A 20672-nucleotide genomic window follows, 5' to 3' on the forward strand; every position below is an offset into this window, starting at 1 on the left:
TTAATAATACAATTCGTCAGTTTTTAAATTTAAAAAGCGCTGAGTCGCAAAGAATGTGCTCAACCAGGAAATCAGGATACCAAGAACCAGAACACCTGCAAAAATTGCTGCTAACAAAATTTCGTCGCTTATGAGTTTCAGTTCTGGAAAGCTCCTGTCTAGGTAATATAAAACGACAGCCATTCCAATCAAGGAAATCGAGGAACCTATAATCCCAAGCTTTACACTCTTTAGGATAAATGGTCGTCGTATAAAGCGTTTAGTGGCTCCTACCATTTGCATGGTTTTTATCGTAAATCGTTTAGCGTAAACCGAAAGACGAATCGAACTATTGATGAGCAATACAGCAATAAAAGTTAGTAATCCGCTCACGGCCAAAATCCAAAAGCTCAGTCGTTTAATGTTGTCATTCAACAGGGCAATCAGCGGTTTGTCGTAGATGATTTCGTCCACAAACTCCTTTTCTCCCAAATCTCTGGAAATTTCGGCAATCTTCGTCTCAGATACATAGTCTGCATTAAAATATACATCAATCGAGTTTTGTAGCGGGTTGTATCCCAGAAACTCCATAAAATCCTCACCAATCTCCTTACTATAAGCCCTGGCAGCCTCTTCTTTGGAAACAAATTCTATGCTTTTGGTATATTCAGAAAGGGCTAGCGACTTCTGTAATTGATCAATTTCAACTTCTTTGGCCGTGTCTTTTAAGTAGATAGACAAGGCGATTTGTTCTTTGAAATGATCGGCAACTTTTTTGGTATTAAGCACCAATAAAGCCAATAACCCAACCAAAAACAGCACCAAAGCAATGCTGATGACCACCGAAAAGTAGGAGGTAATCAATCGTCGTTTTTGATATTTTTCAAAAGATGAAGCCACTTTATAAATTTTGGTAAAAATATAAAACTATAGCATTATAACGCTGAAGCGCGAGATTAATTTTATGGGCGCCTTTACCCGCTATACATTTCAAGTCCTCACTCGTCAACTTGCAAAACCATAAGACTCAAAAGAGCTTCCTTTGGTCGCTTTTTGAGCCTAGGTTTTGCAAATCTGTCTCCTTCCGGGCTTTCCATTTCTATCGGGAGCGCAATTAAAACTTAACATTTAGTTTATAAGTGCGTATATTTAAAAACAAAATAAAGTCTATTTTAGTTGACTGAAACTAACAATACCTATCATGAAACACTTTTTAATCCTCTTGAGTCTTTTTGTCTTTAGTTTAGGATCTGCTCAGGCTGTAAAATCTAAAACTGAACCATCTTCTATTTTTGATCGCAAACATGAGCTTAAACTCGGTGCAATAAAAATGCTGAGTTCAGTCATTTTTGAAACCTCCTACGAAAGAGTTCTTAGCAGTAATTCCGGTTACGGTGTAAGTCTGCTTATCAATATGAATCAATCCAACGAGTATTTAGAAAATTATTCACTTACTCCTTTTTATAGAATGTATTTTCAAACTTATGAAGACTATGGAGCGAAAGGCTTTTTTGTCGAAGGATTTACCTCGGTCTTTGCTGGTAAAAATTACGATACCTACGATACTAATACAGGAATGTACGAAGAAGAAAATTTTGTAGATGCTTCCATAGGTTTGGCTCTGGGTAAAAAGTGGATCAATACAGCAGGATTTGTATTTGAGATTAAAGCTGGTGCCGGAAGGAATTTGTTTGGCGCATCAGAGTTCCAGGCTTTATTTAAAGGAGATTTCTATATCGGTTATAGATTTTAGAATGTATTTTAATTACCCGACTCCCGACTCCCGACTCCCGACTCAAAAACGACTTCAACTTTTAATTTCATTCTTCCTTAGGAGTTAAACGCATATATATTAGTTTTGCCATTTGCAAATAAGATATTAGTATGGCATACAATTATAAGGCAATAGAGCAGAAGTGGCAAAAGTATTGGGCAGAGGAACAAACCTTCAAAGCCAAACAACCACAAGAGTTTGAGGGAGATCCCAAGCCACCCTTTTACGTGTTGGACATGTTTCCTTATCCCTCGGGAGCGGGGCTGCATGTGGGCCACCCCCTCGGTTATATCGCCAGTGATATCTATGCACGTTATAAACGACATTCAGGTTATAATGTCCTGCATCCGCAGGGCTATGATTCTTTTGGTCTTCCCGCAGAACAATATGCGATCCAAACCGGTCAGCATCCTGCTAAAACTACCGAAACGAATATTAAACGCTACAGAGAGCAACTCGACAAAATCGGGTTTTCTTTCGATTGGAGTCGGGAAGTGCGCACCAGCGATCCCAAGTATTACAAATGGACGCAATGGATTTTTATTCAGTTGTTTGAGAGCTGGTACGATTTAGCAGAGCAAAAGTCAAAGCCGATTTCAGACTTAATTCAGATTTTTGAAAAGGAAGGGAATTCAAAAGTACAAGCCGTTTGCAATGAAGATTCTGCTCAATTTACAGCTAAAGACTGGAATGGATTTTCAAACGACGAAAAAGAACAGCATTTACTCAATTACAGACTAACCTATCTCGCAGAAACCGAAGTCAACTGGTGTCCTGCTTTAGGAACCGTGTTAGCTAACGACGAAATCGTGAATGGCGTCTCCGAACGTGGAGGTCATCCTGTCGTCAGAAAGAAAATGAAGCAGTGGAGCATGCGAATTTCAGCTTTTGCGGAACGCCTGCTGTCTGGATTAGATAACTTAGACTGGAGCGAAAGCCTTAAAGAAACTCAAAAAAACTGGATCGGAAAATCGGTTGGAGCGCTGGTGAAATTCAAAATTCAAAATTCAAAATTTGGCATTTCGGCGTTTACGACTCGTCCCGATACTATTTTTGGAGTTTCTTTTGTCACGCTGGCACCAGAACATGATTTAGTCACTCAAATCACGACCCTTGAGCAAAAAGAAGAGGTGGATAACTACATCAAAGCCGCTGCCAAGCGAAGCGAACGTGATCGTATGGCGGATGTGAAAAGCATCACAGGTGTTTTCACTGGGGCTTATGCCGAGCATCCTCTGACTAAAAAACCTATTCCGATTTGGATTGGAGATTATGTCCTGGCCAGCTACGGAACCGGGGCAGTGATGGCCGTGCCATGCGGTGATCAACGGGATCATGATTTTGCAAAGCATTTTGGCATTCCTATTCCTAACGTTTTTGAAGGCATCGACATTTCTAAAGAAGCTTATGCAGATAAAACCAATGCTACCAAAATCGCCAACTCCGATTTTCTGGATGGTTTGGGCGTTCTGGAAGCTATTCCCAAAGCGATTGAAGCCCTATCCAAAATTGGTGCCGGTGAGAAGAAAATCAACTACAGATTACGGGATGCGGTGTTCTCCAGACAGCGCTACTGGGGAGAACCTTTTCCAGTTTATTATGTGAACGGCTTGCCTAAAATGATAGATGAACAACATCTACCTTTAGAATTACCCGAAGTAGAAAAATACCTTCCCACCGAAGATGGTGCACCGCCTTTAGGCAGAGCTATCGAATGGGCATGGGATACAGAAGCCAATCAGGTAGTGTCTAATGAAAAGATCGACCACAACACTGTTTTTCCTTTAGAATTAAATACTATGCCGGGTTGGGCGGGAAGTTCCTGGTACTTGTTCCGTTATATGGAAGAGCAAAACAACCGCGACCAGCACATCGCTTCAGATGAAGCTTTGAAGTACTGGAACAATGTGGATCTATACATTGGAGGAAGTGAACATGCTACAGGTCACTTATTATATTCGCGTTTCTGGACCAAATTCCTTAACGACAGAGGCGTTTTACCGGTGGATGAACCTTTTAAAAAGCTGATTAATCAAGGAATGATTTTAGGAGAAAGTGCTTTTGTTACTTATTTAAATATCAATTTTACTAATAATTTAGGAAGCATTGAAAGTGATATGAATCTAAAAGATATCCCTAAGCCAATTAAAGTGCTTTTAAGTAATGATATAGCTGAATCTTTTCACATGGGAGTGGAGTACATTGACTCAGACTATATTCAGAATGAAGTTGATAGAATTAAGAAAAAAGCTCAAGAGATTTGTGATAAAGAAAATCAAATGCAAAGCGATAAACACGGAATTATTGAATATTTGAATCCGTCAAAAATTGTTACTCGTGCAGATGTCTCTTTTGTAAATGTTTCAAACGAATTGAAAATAGAAGCCTTTAAGGAATCTCCTTTCGGAAAACAATTTGAAGAAGCTGAGGTAGTTTATAATGAATCAGGTAAATTCCTTGTCTCACGCGAAGTCGAAAAAATGTCTAAATCCAAATTCAACGTGGTCAATCCAGACGATGTGTGTGAGGAATACGGGGCGGATAGTCTACGCCTTTACGAAATGTTTTTAGGTCCGCTGGAGCAAGCCAAGCCCTGGAATACGGCAGGACTTTCTGGCGTGCATAACTTCTTGAAAAAACTCTGGAAGTTGTATCAGGATGAAGACCAACTTTTAGTCTCCGATGAGCCTGCAAGCAAGGAGTCTTTAAAAACTTTGCACAAAACCATCAAAAAAGTCACTCAGGATATTGAAGACTTTAGTTTCAATACCTCGGTGTCTACCTTTATGATTTGTGTGAATGAACTGACTCAGCAGAAGTGCAATGCAAGAGAAATTCTTGAGCCGCTGGCGGTTTTGATTTCCCCTTATGCGCCACATATTGCTGAAGAACTATGGGAAGGTTTGGGTCATTCAGGAAGTATTTCAGAAGTTCTTTATCCTAAATTTGAGGAAAAATACCTAAAAGAAGATTCCAAAACCTATCCGATTTCCTTCAACGGAAAGATGAGGTTTACCATGGATTTATCTTTAGACTTGAGCAAAGACCAGATCGAAGAAATCGTTATGAAAGACGAACGCACCCAAAAACAACTGGACGGCAGAACCCCTAAAAAGATAATTATTGTCCCTGGTAAGATTGTTAATATTGTGGGTTAAATTTCTCATAGCCTTCGATTTAAATCGTGGGCTATGATATTTTAATGCGCTTCCAGCCAATTCTGCCCGGTACCCATATCGACATCCAGAGGAACGTCGAGTTTGAAGGCGTTTTCCATTTTGTCTTTGACTAAAGTTTTAAGTTCTTCCAATTCGTCTTTATGGGCATCGAAAATCAATTCATCATGCACTTGAAGCAGCATCTTGGACTTGAAGTTTTTGGCTTCCATCGCTTCATAAATATTGATCATTGCTACTTTGATGATGTCAGCAGCGCTTCCCTGTACTGGAGCATTAACGGCATTTCGCTCTGCGGCGCTTCGAACCACATTATTTTTGGCGTTGATGTCTTTGAGATAGCGTCTTCTGCCCATCACTGTTTTGACATAGCCGTTTTCTTTGGCAAATTCGACTTGCTCGTCAATGTAATCTCTAAGTTTAGGGTAGGTTTTGTAGTAAGTTTCAATCAGTTCCTTGGATTCGGTTCTGTTCAGGTCAGTTTGATTGCTTAAGCCAAAGGCTGAGACTCCATAAATAATCCCAAAGTTAACGGTCTTCGCATTGCTACGCTGTGCTCTGGTGACGTCTTTTATGTCAACCCCAAAGACTCTGGCAGCTGTGGAAGCGTGAATATCTTCACCGTTTTTAAAGGCCTCTATCATGGTTTCTTCCTGACTCAAAGAAGCGATAATTCTTAGTTCTATCTGAGAATAATCGGCAGCAAGTAAGACATAATTTTCATCTCTTGGCACAAAGGCTTTCCGTACCTCACGCCCACGTTCGGTGCGGATAGGAATGTTTTGTAAGTTGGGGTTGTTGGAGCTCAATCGTCCTGTCGCTGCCACCGTCTGCATAAACTCTGTATGTACACGTTTAGTTTTAGGATGAATTTGCTTGGGCAACGCATCTACATAAGTGCTTTTCAGTTTAGAAAGTTGCCTCCACTCCAAAACCTCTCTCACGATTTTGTGTTCTTTCGTATATTGAGATAAAACATCTTCGGCTGTTGAAAACTGACCTGATTTGGTTTTTTTAGGTTTTTTAGCAATTTCTAGTTTGCCAAAAAGGATTTCACCAAGTTGCTTAGGAGAGCCAATATTAAATTCTTCCTGAGCAGCTTCATAGACCGATTTTTCTAAGCGTTCGATATCTTCATTTAGCTTTTCTGAAATATTTTCTAAAGCGGATTTATCGAGGTTGATGCCTTCAATTTCCATAGCGGCGAGAACTCGAAGCAATGGAATTTCCATGTCTTTAAACAAAGGTTCGTTGGAGGCTTCTTTCAGTTCCTTTTCAAAGAAGGTCTTCAGCTGAAATGTAATATCTGAATCTTCTACGGCGTATTGCGTCTGGTCTTCCAGATCTACCGTGCGCATGGATTTTTGATTTTTTCCTTTACCTATCAAGTCTTCAATGGGCTGCGGAGAATAGTTGAGGTAAGTCTCCGCCAGTATATTCATGTTATGGCGCATGTCTGGATTAATGATGTAATGCGCCAGCATGGTATCAAACAGAGGGCCTTTTACTTTTAGATTATAATTGGCTAAAACTTTGATGTCATACTTCAAGTTCTGGCCAATTTTCTCAATGTCTTCAGACTCAAAGAAGGTCCTCAGCAATTCAATAAGCTCCTGAGCTTCGTCTTGATCTTCTGGAAAGACAACATAATACCCCTTGTGAGCTTCCCAGGAAAAGGCGATACCCACCAGCTCAGCATCTAGCGTTTTCAGACTGGTGGTTTCGGTATCAAAACACACGGAGCTTTGTTTCATCAGCCTGTCCATAAATAACTTGACGGACATTTTGCCTTTTACATACTGGTAATGGTGATCGGTATTATCTAAAGTTTTATACCCGTCAAAATCAGCTGGATCGACGTTGGAAGCATCGGTATCGTTTCCAAACAATGAAAACTGGCCTGCACCTGCAGTTTTGGAAGATGCTTTTGAAGGCGATTCTTCTGTGGCAGCCTCTCCTTTGTTGTACATCTTGACAAATTGTTCCGTCAATCTTCTGAATTCCAAATCTTTAAATATCTCCAGTACTTTTTCAACATTGGGAGGGGAGACTTCATATTTTGCCTCATCAAATACCACATCACAATCGGTGATGATCGTAGCAAGTTTTCTGGAAATGCGACCAAGTTCGGCGTTGGCTTCTACTTTTTCTTTCATTTTACCTTTTAGCTGGTCGGTATTTTCCAATAATGCTTCCATAGAACCAAACTGCTTGAGGAACTTTTTGGCTGTTTTCTCCCCTACGCCTGGCAATCCTGGAATATTATCTGAGGCATCACCCATCATTCCCAAAAAGTCGATGACTTGTTCTGGGCGTTCAACACCAAATTTCTTTTGCACTTCCGGAATTCCCCATTTCTCAACACCATTACCCATTCTGGCTGGACGTTGCATGAATATGTTTTCGGTCACAAGCTGAGCAAAATCTTTATCTGGAGTGACCATGTGGACTTCGTAACCTTCTGCTTCGGCTTGCTTGGCGAGGGTTCCTATAATATCATCGGCTTCCATGCCTGAGATTTCTATGACAGGAATTTCCATAGCATAAAGTATGTCGTGAATAATAGGAATAGATTCCTTGATAACTTTTGGCGTTTCGTCGCGATTGGCTTTGTAGTCTTCGTACATTTCCTTTCTTTCCTTGCTCCCATCTTTATCGAAACATACCGCCAGATGGTCAGGATTTTCTCGTTTAATGACATCAAACAAGGAATTCATAAATCCCATGATGGCGGAAGTATCCTGACCTTTGGAATTGATTCTGGGATTCTTGATGAGGGCATAATAGCCACGGAAAATCATTGCATACGCATCTACAAGGAAAAGTCGTTTTTTGGAAGCCATAAGTCAATTTTTGTTGAATGTAAATTTAGTTGAAATAATTGCTTAGCCAAAATTGAAGCTCGTGTTTGTTTTGCCAATTTACTGACTAAAGTATCTGGATTAACATCAGTATAAGTTCACAAACGATTGGTTTTAAGTGATCCTTTGTGAATGATGAGCGGTGATTTGATGTCAGGGCTCTGCTCTTTTTTTAATCATTTCGCAGAGGAGTTAAGAAGATATATGGGCTACGCCCCCTCAAATGTGTTATGTAGTAAAGTTAGGAATGTGTTAGGGTTACGTCGTTTAATCATTTCCTGGACGTATTACGAAGATTTTTGGTTGCCAGCCTTTAAAGTAAGATGGCGGAATTATTACATATGTTTTGTGCTCTGCTTCAAAACTTGATTCTTGGAATTAGCCTTTAGGATTAAGGGGCGTAGCCCTGACATCTTATTTATTTGACGTATTATTTCATTTTATAAAGTTGAGAGTCGTATCGTATCCTTCAGTAAGATACGGAGGCAGACATCCGCATCAGTTATAGAGTAATATGAAATGGTCTTCTACACATTTCATCTAGCAGGATTAAACTCAGAATAAATACTTCTAAAACTTTATATAAACAGGACTCATGCTGTTTCGCCAAGTCTATATTTGCACAAAAAAAAAGATGCGGTGGATCATTACTGTTGTCATTTTACTGGCATTGGAAGTTTATGCTTTTCAGGCGTTTAAGACACTTTTTAAATTTTGGTGGAGCCTTTCAGCTTATGTAGTTATTACGGTTGTAGTGGTTGGCTTGATGATATATTCGTTTTATCAACCTAGTCCGCATGGTTCTTTGACGGGATTTCGAGCCTATATGATTGGGATTTTCTTGAGTGTTGTAGCCATGAAACTTAGCGTTATTGTATGGATGTTTGGTGAGGATATCGTGAGGCTTTTTATGTTTGCCTACAGTAAACTGTTTACATCTTCTGTGGAAAACCTTCCATCCCGTCGCAAATTTATAAGTACGATTGCTATAGGACTTGGCGCCATTCCTTTTCTGTCCTTACTTTATGGTATGTATCGGGGGAAATATAACTTTAAAGTCTTGTCCTATGAGTTGGAATTCGACAACCTGCCGGAGGAATTTGATGGTTATACCGTGACGCACATTAGTGATATTCACAGTGGAAGTTTTGGCAACACAGAAGAAATTGAATATGCAATAGATTTAGTCAATGAACAAGGCTCTGATATGATTTTATTCACTGGAGATTTGGTCAACAATTTAGCTGAAGAAATGAAGCCCTGGACACCAATTTTTTCTCAATTGAAGGCTAAGGATGGTGTTTATTCCATACTTGGAAATCACGATTATGGAGATTACTATGACTTTAAAAGCAAAGTTGAAAAACAGGAGAATTTTGAAAGCCTCGTGAAAGTTCATTCTAATTTAGGCTGGGATTTGCTTAGAAATGAGCATAGAGAAATAAAGAGAGGAGAAAGTAAGCTGCAGCTTATTGGTGTTGAAAACTGGGGTAAAGGCGGTTTTAAAAAAGCTGGAGATTTTGAAAAAGCAGCTGAAGGTGTAGACTCTAAAGATTTTAAAATTTTGATGAGTCACGATCCCTCCCACTGGGATGAAGTAATCAAACATCACGAAAAAGATGTTCAATTAACTTTAAGCGGGCACACACATGGAATGCAATTTGGGATTGAAATTCCAGGTTGGTTTAAGTGGAGTCCTGTGCAATACCGCTACGAACAATGGGCTGGTATTTATCAAAATGCCAAGCGCTTCATCAATGTGAATCGTGGGTTTGGTTACTTAGCGTATCCAGGTCGAGTAGGGATTTGGCCAGAAGTGACAGTGATCAAACTGAAACGTAAATCCATATCTGAAGCTTAAAAAAAACTGTCTTAAAACCTTTAGGTTGTCACTTTGAAATAAACTCAGAATGACAATCAATCAGATAGGTTTTAAGACAGCTTTAGAATTATACTTTTAATCAATTTTATTTAGCATTTATCATCCAATTGATGCCATATTGGTCTGTAAGGCGACCATAATAGGCTCCCCAATTGGTTTTTTGAAATTCGGAGTGCACTTTTCCACCTTTTCCTAAGGCTTTAAAAAGTTCACTACCTTTTTCTTCATTTTCCAGATCAATACTCATTTGGACATTAGTTCCATTGGTTATAGGTGTATCTGGCGCTGCGTCGTATCCCATAATATGAAAACCACTACCTTTCAACTCGGCGTGTTGCAGCTTGTCTCTATAATGATCTGGAATGTCCATTTTTTGATTATCGTAGGTTTGCCTGTTGATAATTTCTCCACCAAAAATGGATTGATAAAAATCTAAGGCGTCCTGACATTGTCCTTTAAATGATAAATATGCTTGAATTTTCATTAGTTTTATTTTTTGATTCAAGTCAATTTAAAATTTTAAAGATTCAATTTTTTTAAATCTATCCTAAAACTTGACTTAAGCCTGTTTTTTATTTTTTTCTATCCAAGTGTCGACCTGTTTTTCCAGGTAGATCAAAGGCAAAGCACCATTGCCAAGAATAAGGTCGTGAAAACTTTTGATATCGAAGTTTTCTCCCAATTCCTGTTCAGCTTTTTGTCTTAGTTCACCAATCTTTAGCATACCGATTTTGTAACCTGTAGCTTGTCCAGGTATGACCATATAGCGTCTGACTTCTGCTTTTATGGCGTTGTCTGAAATGGATGAATTCTCCTTGAAATACTGAATGGCATCTGCTTCTTTCCAGCCTTTGGAGTGAAGTCCAGTATCGACAACTAATCGGATTGCTCTCCAAATTTCATTGACCAATCGACCAAAATCGTAATAAGGATTTTCATACTGCCCCATTTCTTTGGCCAGTTTTTCTGAATATAAAGCCCAGCCTTCTACATAAGCATTATAGCCTCCTTGTGTTCTGAATTTAGGAATATCTTCTAATTCCTGAGCTATTGAAATCTGCATGTGGTGTCCTGGATTTCCTTCATGATAAGCCACACCTTCTAAAGTAGTTTTATCCATAGAAGTCATGTCAGAAAGATGAACATAATAAGTTCCAGGTATTGAACCGTCTGGAGTTCCTGCCATATAATGCTGAGGTGCGCCATCTTGTTCACGGAAAGACTCCACTCGTTTAACTTGAAGCTCAGCTTTTGGTAAGATCCCAAAATAGTCTGGAAGTTTTTTGGTGATTTCATCGATGTATTTGGTGGCTAAATCAAGGTAAGCCTGTCGTCCTTCATCTGTATTTGGAAAATAAAACTGATCATCTTCATCTACAAATTTGAAAAATGCCTGTAGATCGCCTTCAAAACCGACTTCATCCTTGATCAGTTTCATTTCTTCTTTGATACGTTTTACTTCTTTTAGGCCAATGTTGTGGATTTCGTCTGCAGTTAAATCTGTTGTGGTAGAAGCATTCAATTTATAACTGTAATATTCAGTACCATTTTCGTGACGGCTTACACCCGTTGGGGTTTCTTCGGTATTTGGTAATTCTTTCTCTGTCCAGGCTATGAGTTTTTCGTAAGAAGGTTTAAAGGATTCCAGTAAAGCTTTTCTGGATGCGATATCAAGTTCATCTGCCTTCTCTTCAGAAATTGATTCATTTACAACTAAATCATCAATCTTTTTCAGCATGTCTTTGTAAATAGCAGAGACCTCTTCGCCTTCTTCAAAAGGTTGACCCGTAATAAGGGATTCGCTTTGTTTTTGAACTATTTCCAGGGCAAAGCGAGGTGGGAGAATGTTATTTTCGGCCTGAGATTTTGCACGATCTAGCAATTGATTTGTAGCTCGATCTATTTTTTCTACACGACTTATATAGGCTTGCATATCTTCTAAGCTATCAACTTTATGCAAGTTGATAAGCATATTGGGTAAGCGGGTATGAATAGAAGTCATCTGGTCAAACACATATTCCATCGGGGCGTATTTGACTTCTTTTTGTTTTCTTTCATTTTGATAAATCCACAAATTGTAAGACAATTGACCCTGCTGGTCGAGTTGTTCATAATCAAATTCTGTCTTGAGCTCTTCGACGCTTTTCTGCATCCATTCAGCCTCTTCTTTTAAAGCTTCCAAACTCATATCGTCAAGTTCTCCGTAGCGATCTTTTCTTCCGAGAGCTGTAAGTCTAAGCGGGCTTTTCTGAAGAGATTCTTCATGTTTTTCGTCTAACCAGGAGGTTAATTCCTGGTTGATGTCTTCGTCTTTTTCTGAAGCTTCTTGACACGATATCCCAATAAGTAGGAATAGCATGAAAAGGGAAGATAAATGTGATTTTGTTGACATAATGATGTTTTAGGTTTAAGTATTTAAAACTAAGATTTTTTCACAACTTATAGATTTTAGATATCAAAACCAGGCGAGAACCGCCTGGTTTTGATATTATTTACTTTGAATTGACTATATATCGAAGTGGTGATTGATTAAAGAACTAGTTCGAGTGCTTTTGTACCAAAGGCATTAATTTCATACCAAGTTCTTGTCCCATTTGTAAAGTTTTAACTGTAAGCTTTGATTGGGTATCTAGCAACTTTTGTCCCAGCTCTGAATTATAAAATTCTAAGAGTCGTTTAACATCTTCATGGCTATAATATTCCATCGACATTTCAGCGACTTTTGAATAATAATCATTCATAATAGGTTTTAAATCATTTTTGAAAGCTTCTAAATTCTCCGCGGGAATCATCGCATATAATTGCCCGAATGATGCTTCAACAGCATCGTTAGACAACTTAGTTAGTTTCAGGGCATCTTCTTTAAATGCATCATCTTGTGCTAAACTGATACTGTAATTTCCAAGACAAATTAATAGTACTAAAAGTGTTTTTTTCATAATTGATAAATTAAAAGTTAGTTTTTAGGGTATAAATATATACAATCAATAGATTATATAATATTTCAAAGGTATATAGAACTTGGCCATATAAGACTTCTTTTTGATCACCTAATTAAGATCAAACTCATAAAGAGAGGTATTTTAAAAATCAGTTTTAGAATCTCGTTTCTTAACTAACATTTTTTAGATAACTCAACTTTATAATCAAACCTGGCGGACGCATTTTAACTAACGATAGTTAATAAAATATTAAAAAAACACATCCATTAACTCTATTTAAACACTAAAAATGAACTTTAAGCAAAATAAATGAATACTTGCGCAAGTATTACTAACCCTTAATCTAAATTTTATGACAATTACTAAAAAATTTATAGTTCCAGCATTTTTGGGATTATTGTTTATCACTTCATGTGAAAATGAAAAACCTGTTACAGATGAGGTTGCAGACACCAACCAAATTGACAACTCAGAAAGAATTGTATTGGGAGTCAATACCTCTGAAACACCTACTAATCTTGATCAGAAAACACTGGACTTGATTTCAAAAAACCACCTAAGTCCTTTGGGCGCTCAACGTGAAGAAATGGTTCTTCCAGGTGGAGAAAAGCGCGAGGTTATAAGAGTCGAAGGTGATATTGTTATGTTTCCTGAAGACCTGGAACAACTTGATTTTGATGGTTATGAAGACATCCATCAAAAACAATACAGTACCAATGCGTTGGTAAGTCCGCGAACCATAAACGTAATTGGTTATACAGGAGGAAGTCAGGCTTTAACTTCATCTGAAAGAACGGCATTGAGCTGGGCAGTTGCCAATTATAATCGATTGAATTTAAATATCAATTTCAATTTGACTTTTGGCACCAATTATCAAAATAAAGATATGGTCGTCTATAACAATACTGTTAACAATCCAAATGGGGCAGGAGGTTCTGCAGGATTTCCAAGTAATGGGAGACCGTTTAAATTTGTTCAAATTTATGGCTTGAGTAATTACAATACCAATGTAATTGAGCATGTAATGACTCATGAAATTGGACACTCAGTCGGCTTTAGACATACAGATTATTTTAGTAGACAAAGTTGTGGACAAAACACTAATGAAGGAACAGCTGGTGTAGGTGCAAACTATATCCCGGGAACACCTAGTGGTTATGATTCTACTTCAATAATGCTGGCTTGCTTTAGCAATAATGAAGATGGAGAGTTTAACTCCAATGATGTGACTGCGTTAAATTACCTTTACTAATATTGAATATTTGTTTTAGCTTAAAATCACCTCCAAGCCATGGAGGTGATTTTTTTTGACTACAACTACTGTATTTAAGAGGTGGTTTATGAAATTAGTTTTTAATAAGTTTTAGATTACCGGTTGCATTATCAGAAGTTCTAATTCTAATAAAGTAAACACCTTTACTTAGATTACCGACAAAAATTCCTTCATTTTTATTGTAAACATTAGTTTCAAATACTGTTTTTCCTGTAATATCCCTTATAAGAATTTTGTTCACATCGGTATTCTGGTTTAAGTAAACATAATCAGAAGCTGGATTTGGATAAATCTCCAGGTTGAATTTATTTTGATCTCTTACAGACAATTGCGTGCTACAAGAATCTTCATTTAAAGTTACTGATGTCCCGTCCAAAGCCATTACGGTTTCATTTGCAGAAGCTAGTGCCGATGTTACGTTTGCTATTGAATTTATAGTTCCTAATGTATTTGTATTGAAATTTAATATCAAATTATCACAAGCATTCATTTTTTGAGCATCTACATTCATGAACTCAATATTAGAAAAAGAACCGTTAGCAGGATCTCCATTTCTGTATCCTACAGCATAATGAGTAGGAGTTGTAGCGCTAGTGTCATATAAAGCCATATCAGGGTAATAGATTAAAGGCAATTGTGAACTCCAAAACCCGTAAACACCGCCCATCGGCTCCTGATAGGGTAAAGTATATTGATAACTTGTTCCAACCTGATTTCCTGTTGCTTTATCAAATTCGTGTACAAATATATTAGTCTGGTCAGTATTTGTTCCATTGAAATAGCCTCTGCGGTATCCATAAATGATTAAATTACCGGGTGAGGATAATGATTCCACTAATGAGAATCCATAGAAATCCAGAGAGTTATTTGATTCATTTGCGTACCATGATTTTGTATTGTTTATGGCTCCGTTTGCGTTATCCAGAACAGTTACTCCAAAATGGTGTATGCTTGAATAATTATTGAGTATAAAAACTTCGTCAGTTGTAGTGTCATAATACGCATCTACACTTACATCTCTGGAGTTGCCAAAAATATAGCTGCTATCCCAAATAAATTGTCCTTCAAAATCTATTTTGTGAGCTAAAACTCCAGCCTGGGTACTTGTATTGCCTTGTCCTGTAGCGCTTCCTGTAAGCACAAACCCGTCGCTAGTTTCGATAACTCCATTCACAAAATCATAGTCAATATTAGCTCCAGAGACAAAAGAATCAACTTCAGCAACCCATATATTGTTTAAGTTTAAATCTGTTCTCAAGGCAAACCCTATGTTAAGGTTGCAGCCTGGATCAGCATTCGGACAACTTCCGAAAAAACCGGTAACCAATAAACCTTCATCAAGGATGTTGTCTCCATTGGCATCAGTCTCAGAGATAATAACTTTAAATCCAGTGGAATTGAAATTTGAATTGACAATGTCATAGTATCGGTCATCCAGTAGATTTCCCGTTGCAGCCTCTATTTTGGCTATAAATACTTTTTTCACACCACCTACATCAATAGAGCCAGTCATAAAAATGAGATCAAAATAATTGGTAATATCAAATATTCTGGCATTTGTCAGAGTCGGATCATCATAGGTTTTTGACCACACTATAGTGCCATCGTCTTCCAGACGTTTTAGGACTGGTACCGGTGATGCCGTACTTTGCACATTACTAGCTATAATAACATCGTTACTACCATCATTGATCTGAGCTAAATTAGCATCGATAAGATGTCCTTGTGCAAACTCAATATTTTTTTGCAGTAGTTGACAATTTGCAGTTACTGAAAATAGTAAATAACAAATAAAAAGTAGTTTTAATTTCATAGTGCCTAATTTATATGTTAATATTGATGAAAGGTAGTAAAAATTTATGAAATTATTATAATTTGTAATCTTACTTATTTAATTCTACGTTTTTAAAGCATTATATTTTAGTAGAGATGAGATTGTTTATTAGTGATTACTCACATTCAGTTAATAATATAAATGAGACTTAATTTTTTTAGTTAAGATGTAGTTGATTATGTCTGTTTTGGTCTTTATCTAAGTATTTTTATTTTAAAACAGAATGAAATCCATTTATTACTTATTTTTCTTGATATCAATAGGGCTATATTCTCAATCTATATCACTGAAAATGATAAATGGTAAGGTTCAAAATGAAAACATACCCATTGATGATGTTTTAGTTTCAAATTCAACAACAGGTGAGTTTTCTAAAACAAATAGTAAAGGCATTTTTAGTATTAAGGCTAAAGCAGGGGATACTCTTAGTTTTACCCATTTATCTTTTCAAACATTTATGGAAACAGTATCCAGTCAAATTTTGAATATGGAACTTATTGAAATCCAGGTTTCCGACAAAGTCAATAGGCTTGATGAAGTAAAAGTTAATGCTTTTCCAAACATCAATGCAGTGAGTCTGGGGATTTTAGACCACCAACCAGAACAGTTGACAACCAATCAGAGGCGTCTAAGCACTGCAGGAGATTTTAAGCCAATCCATTTATTAGGTTTATTGGCAGGCTCATTACCTGTTGATCCAATTATCAACAAAATTTCAGGGAAGACAGATAGAATCAAAAAACTCGTCAAATTTGATAAGGATGAAGATTATTTCGATTTTATTAAAGACCATCATGAAAATCTTATTAAAAAAGAACTAGAAATTTCAGAAGAAGAATTCAGTAGATTCGTTTATTTCTTAATCAGCGATAGCCGTATCCAGGATTCTATAAAATCAAATAATAACTCTCAACTTCAGTTTTTTATCCATGATTTAGGGATTCAATTTAGAGAGCAACAGATAGATGAAAGATTGAGTAAAAATTAATAGTAAAAGTATAGTTTACAAAGCTGGATTTTCTGGCTAGATTTTGAATTTAAAGTACTGAGAGTAATTATATAATAATATTTTAACCACTCTCAGTTTGATACTTACTTAATTTCCTCAACAAAATCTGAAAAAACCTTTTTATGAAGTTCAAGATTCAAATCTGGTGATACAGACACACGAGCAATATAATCTTTGTCCTCCTCCTTGGTTGTGCCTTGAGTAGATGTTGCAGGAATTGTCCAGTAGCATCCTTTCAACTGGCCATAACTTACACAGTGTTTACTTTCGTTTGGTATTTTACTTATCATCATGTTGATCAGCTTCTGATTTAAAGCTCTTTTGTAGGCTTCTTTTTCTTCATCTGTACTTCCTTTAGTAGGAAGGTCAAGGGAAAAAACTGAGGGTGTAAATCCTTGTCGAACAACTTCTTCAGAAACAAAATTGATTTTAGCTTCAGGTAAAGTCTTTTCGATAAAATCAACAAATTCACGTGTATTTTTATAAGCATCAATAATGCGTTGATTCATGGAAGGTAGTTGCTTTGCGAGTATTTCAACTTGCAAATCTGTAGCTTCATTATCACAAATCTTAAAATGTTTTTCAATAGCTGACATTAGATTTTCAGCTTTTTCGTTGGCAACACAATAACCTGCGGTACATTTTCCACCACTAGGAAATTTGGACCCACTTACATAAGAAATTGTTCTGATTGATGAAAAAATTCCGTCCTTACTTAAGAACTGAACATTTGGACAAAAAGTTTGATCCAAAATAAAAACAGGATCAACTGCTAACTCACCAGAAGGTGTTTTACGGGATTTACTCAAAGCATCCCTTAGTTTCTCTAAGTCTGGAACTTCAACTCTGGGATTGGTCGGAATTTCAGCAATAATAAGAGGGACGGCGTCTTCTTGTGCTACTTGTTCCAAGACCTGATCAGTGCTTTGTACCATATCATTATCCTTATCCACTGGTAAATCTAAAATATCCACATTGCCTACCGCTGCGACAACACGCCTCGCCTGGTCGTTGGTTCCGCCATAACAATTTGGTGGAACTATAATTTTGATTGCTTTTCCGGGATGTTTCTGCATGGCGTCGTCAATAAGCCCCATCATAATAGCGTATTGAACTGAGAGTCCGCAGGAACCTAGTAGAACATTCGATTTGGTAGCCGTAATTTTTTGAACGGACTCAACGGCGCTTGCTTTATTCGTTTCCTTATCACTCTTTACATGAACAGAAGGTGATTTTCCAATTAGTCTTTGTAAAGCTGAAAAAGAATCTGCAGGCGTCATTGCGATAGATTCTCTTCTACGGACATGTTGAATTTCAGAAATATAGCTGTCGTTTTGCTCTCCATTGACCAGTATAATACTTCCTAAACCTGGATGAATAGTGATAAAGAAATCAATTGTTGGGCTTAAGATAGCTTCTCCAACGTTATCTTCTTGTGAAATATAAACAGTACTACCATTGAAGTCAGGAATATGGTCTACACTATCAACTTGATTTAACTCGAAGTTGTATCCGTAAACTTGTCTTAAGGCTTCAAAATCAAAATAATCTGGTAACTCACCGGTGTACGTGATTTGAGTATTTTTATTTTCAAATAAATTCTTCCTAAGTACAGCTAAAATCGGCATAGTTTGAGATGAAAAACTGATGACTTCTTCGGGTTTGAGGCGATGTAAATGAGCAATAGCCCATTCCAAAACTGAAGAAAGCGGGTGGCCTAATCTTATGTAGTCAAAAGCTGTAGGTAATTTACTAAGTGCAGATGTTGATGAATCATTATCCTTGTATAAGTCTTCAAACCGATCTATGAATTGGGTTTTAGCTAAACTTTCATCATAAATATCTAGCCGATGGGTAGTTAGTTTTAACCAATCCAAAGGGGTGTGTTCCAATACATCTTCAACGTAATTAAGCACTTTATTTTTTTTCATCTTTTTGACTTTTGTAAGGACGAAAATAAAGATTAAATAAGCTTATGCCAGACGTCTTAACAAGATGTTTTGTCTAAGTTCTTAGTCGAGCCATGTTTTTGCAGTACATTAATTATTAGTTATTAAAAAAACATATTTGGCTGGAACATTTTTGTTTTCAAAGCTTAGAGGCTTTATTGGTTTAATGCTGGATAAATCTATTAGAGGATGTTTTTTGTCATTTTTGCTACCTATAAAAACTGATTCAATACCTCCTTCTTTATCAGCATATATGATAATTGGTAAAGGGTCTTTATAATCTATATTTTGATCTTTCAAAGCCCTCTTAAATTTTCTCATATTAAAATTAATATCATCTATTTGTCCAAAATAATAGTCATTTCCAATAGATAGATCTTCATCCATTTCTGCATTTATTGCTCGAACTTTATTTCCAACATATTTAAATTTCACATCTGTATTCTTTGATTTTTCTAAACTCGATTTAGCTAAAGGGAGGTTGCCTAAAACAGATTCAACATTACTTTTTAATAAATTAAGAAAATCAGGAGAACTATTCCAGTCACCTAAAATTAATTTATTATCGGTACTTATGGATACGACTTTTCCGTTTTGAAACATATACTTAAGTATTGAATTAGATTTAGTGTTAATAACCAATTGTAATTCATTTTCAAAACTCTTTGAAACTTCGAAGCTAGTTTTATCTAACTCCTCAATCGGAATTTCATAAAGCCACTGATAAAAATGAACCTTTCCATTTTTTGAACTTCTTAAATCCTGAATTATTACATTATTATGTATTGAGTCAACTTTGAAATAAAAGGTTTTACTTGTATTAAATTCTGGAGCTCTTACTTCAATTGTTGGAGGTAAATTGTTCAAAGTCTTAAAGTTCTGTCCGAAAAAACAACTAAATTTTATTGCAAGGATAAATGTAAATATCAATCTAAAGTTTGGTTTCATTGGTTAAGAATTAAATTAATAACAGGTCTACTTATTATTAAGTGGCCAGGAAAAAGCGTAAAATAGGGAGTTTAAGTATTAATCCCTAAAATATTCTTTCCTTATTTCATTCAGTCCTGGGATCTTAATACTGTATAATTTTATCTTTTCGGAATAGGAAGAGGTCTTTATAGTTAGTCGAAAGCAGTAATTTCGAAGCACTTTACTTCCCAGTGAGGCGCAATCATCGATAGACTTACAAAGCTTGATTTAACTACAGAATCGCAACTTTTGGTTAAGAACCACCAGCCGTAATTATTTTTTATCAATTCACTATTTTGATTTGAAATGCTCAATCAGAAAAAAAGAAAGTCTTACTCTAAATCACTATACTATTTTTCCATCTTGCATTGTAATAATCCGGTGGGTATTATTGGCAAAATTTTCATCGTGGGTCACAACCAAAATTGTTTTTTGAAAAGTATCCACCAATTCATTGAATATTTCAAACACAATATCAGAATTCTTACTATCCAAGTTGCCTGTGGGTTCATCGCACATTAACATTATAGGGTCGTTTATCATGGAACGGGCAATAGCTATTCGTTGTTTCTCTCCTCCAGAAACTTGATTGGCCATTTTAGAAGCTAATTTTTCTATCCCCAGTTTTTTTAAAAGTTCATAAGCTTTATGCTCCAGTTCTTCTTCCGTTATTTTACTGGATTTAAATCCTGGAACCATCACATTTTTGAGCACACTAAACTCATTTAGCAAATAATGAAATTGAAAAACAAAACCAATTTTTTCATTTCGAACAAAAGCCAATTCTTTTTCAGTCTTATTAGCCATCGATTCTTCGTCTATAAAAAGCTCTCCTTTGTAGTCGGTGTCCATAGTTGATAAGATATAAAGCAAAGTAGATTTTCCACATCCGGATTTACCTGTAATGGAAACAAATTCGCCTCTATTGATGCTAAATGAAATATCTTTTAGAACATCAATTTTGACAGGATCATAAAATGACTTGTATATCGACTGAACAACTAAAGCAGTTTTATCTTTCATG

At 36.6% G+C, this 20672-nt stretch carries 14 protein-coding genes; 5 read left to right on the plus strand and 9 right to left on the minus strand.

The annotated features are described in order from the left end of the window. Positions 1-879, minus strand: a complete 879-nt coding sequence (locus tag ACFQ0R_RS05700; protein WP_379657411.1) for a cell division protein FtsX — start codon at positions 877-879, stop codon at positions 1-3. 301 nt (positions 880-1180) lie between these two features. Here ACFQ0R_RS05700 and ACFQ0R_RS05705 point away from each other — a divergent pair, with 301 nt between their 5' ends. Beyond that, positions 1181-1732 carry a hypothetical protein gene (locus ACFQ0R_RS05705; RefSeq protein ID WP_379657412.1) on the plus strand — a complete coding sequence of 184 codons (552 nt, stop codon included), beginning with the start codon at positions 1181-1183 and terminating at the stop codon, positions 1730-1732. A 131-nt stretch (positions 1733-1863) separates the two neighbouring features. Beyond that, complete coding sequence (locus ACFQ0R_RS05710) at positions 1864-4911, plus strand: leucine--tRNA ligase (protein WP_379657413.1); 3048 nt, start codon at positions 1864-1866, stop codon at positions 4909-4911. 41 nt (positions 4912-4952) lie between these two features. On the opposite strand, the gene polA is transcribed toward ACFQ0R_RS05710, so the two are convergent. Continuing rightward, positions 4953-7772, minus strand: coding sequence for a DNA polymerase I (gene polA, locus ACFQ0R_RS05715; RefSeq protein WP_379657414.1), 2820 nt, complete (start codon positions 7770-7772; stop codon positions 4953-4955). Positions 7773-8424: 652 nt separating this feature from the next. On the opposite strand from polA, the gene ACFQ0R_RS05720 reads away from it, so the two are divergent. Then, the gene (locus ACFQ0R_RS05720; RefSeq protein ID WP_379657415.1) at positions 8425-9651 is read left to right on the plus strand and encodes a metallophosphoesterase; all 1227 of its coding nucleotides are present in this window, start codon (positions 8425-8427) and stop codon (positions 9649-9651) included. A 106-nt stretch (positions 9652-9757) separates the two neighbouring features. Here the strand turns inward: ACFQ0R_RS05720 and ACFQ0R_RS05725 are convergent, their stop codons facing one another. From ACFQ0R_RS05725 to ACFQ0R_RS05735, 3 genes are all read right to left on the minus strand, one after another. Next, a complete protein-coding gene (locus ACFQ0R_RS05725; RefSeq protein ID WP_379657416.1) occupies positions 9758-10156 on the minus strand; it encodes a VOC family protein in 399 nt (132 codons plus the stop codon). Between the two features lie 75 nt (positions 10157-10231). Beyond that, on the minus strand, positions 10232-12064 hold the full coding sequence (locus ACFQ0R_RS05730) for a DUF885 domain-containing protein (protein ID WP_379657417.1): 1833 nt from the start codon (positions 12062-12064) through the stop codon (positions 10232-10234). A gap of 145 nt (positions 12065-12209) precedes the next feature. Beyond that, on the minus strand, positions 12210-12611 hold the full coding sequence (locus ACFQ0R_RS05735) for a DUF2059 domain-containing protein (RefSeq protein WP_379657418.1): 402 nt from the start codon (positions 12609-12611) through the stop codon (positions 12210-12212). 355 nt (positions 12612-12966) lie between these two features. Here ACFQ0R_RS05735 and ACFQ0R_RS05740 point away from each other — a divergent pair, with 355 nt between their 5' ends. Further along, the gene (locus tag ACFQ0R_RS05740) at positions 12967-13866 is read left to right on the plus strand and encodes a zinc-dependent metalloprotease (protein WP_379657419.1); all 900 of its coding nucleotides are present in this window, start codon (positions 12967-12969) and stop codon (positions 13864-13866) included. Positions 13867-13960: 94 nt separating this feature from the next. On the opposite strand, the gene ACFQ0R_RS05745 is transcribed toward ACFQ0R_RS05740, so the two are convergent. After that, a complete protein-coding gene (locus tag ACFQ0R_RS05745) occupies positions 13961-15700 on the minus strand; it encodes a T9SS type A sorting domain-containing protein (protein ID WP_379657420.1) in 1740 nt (579 codons plus the stop codon). A gap of 244 nt (positions 15701-15944) precedes the next feature. Between ACFQ0R_RS05745 and ACFQ0R_RS05750 the strand changes: the two genes are divergently transcribed. Then, positions 15945-16709: a hypothetical protein gene (locus ACFQ0R_RS05750; RefSeq protein ID WP_379657421.1), complete on the plus strand. Its 765-nt coding sequence runs from the start codon at positions 15945-15947 to the stop codon at positions 16707-16709. Positions 16710-16813: 104 nt separating this feature from the next. On the opposite strand, the gene ACFQ0R_RS05755 is transcribed toward ACFQ0R_RS05750, so the two are convergent. The 3 genes from ACFQ0R_RS05755 to ACFQ0R_RS05765 form a co-directional block, all read right to left on the minus strand. After that, positions 16814-18661, minus strand: a complete 1848-nt coding sequence (locus tag ACFQ0R_RS05755; protein WP_379657422.1) for a cystathionine beta-synthase — start codon at positions 18659-18661, stop codon at positions 16814-16816. 108 nt (positions 18662-18769) lie between these two features. Beyond that, the gene (locus tag ACFQ0R_RS05760) at positions 18770-19627 is read right to left on the minus strand and encodes a hypothetical protein (RefSeq protein WP_379657423.1); all 858 of its coding nucleotides are present in this window, start codon (positions 19625-19627) and stop codon (positions 18770-18772) included. Between the two features lie 366 nt (positions 19628-19993). Then, positions 19994-20671 carry an ABC transporter ATP-binding protein gene (locus ACFQ0R_RS05765; protein WP_379657424.1) on the minus strand — a complete coding sequence of 226 codons (678 nt, stop codon included), beginning with the start codon at positions 20669-20671 and terminating at the stop codon, positions 19994-19996. Position 20672 lies beyond the last annotated feature (1 nt).

The sequence above is a fragment of the Psychroflexus salinarum genome (assembly GCF_042677225.1).
Lineage (GTDB): Bacteria > Bacteroidota > Bacteroidia > Flavobacteriales > Flavobacteriaceae > Psychroflexus > Psychroflexus salinarum.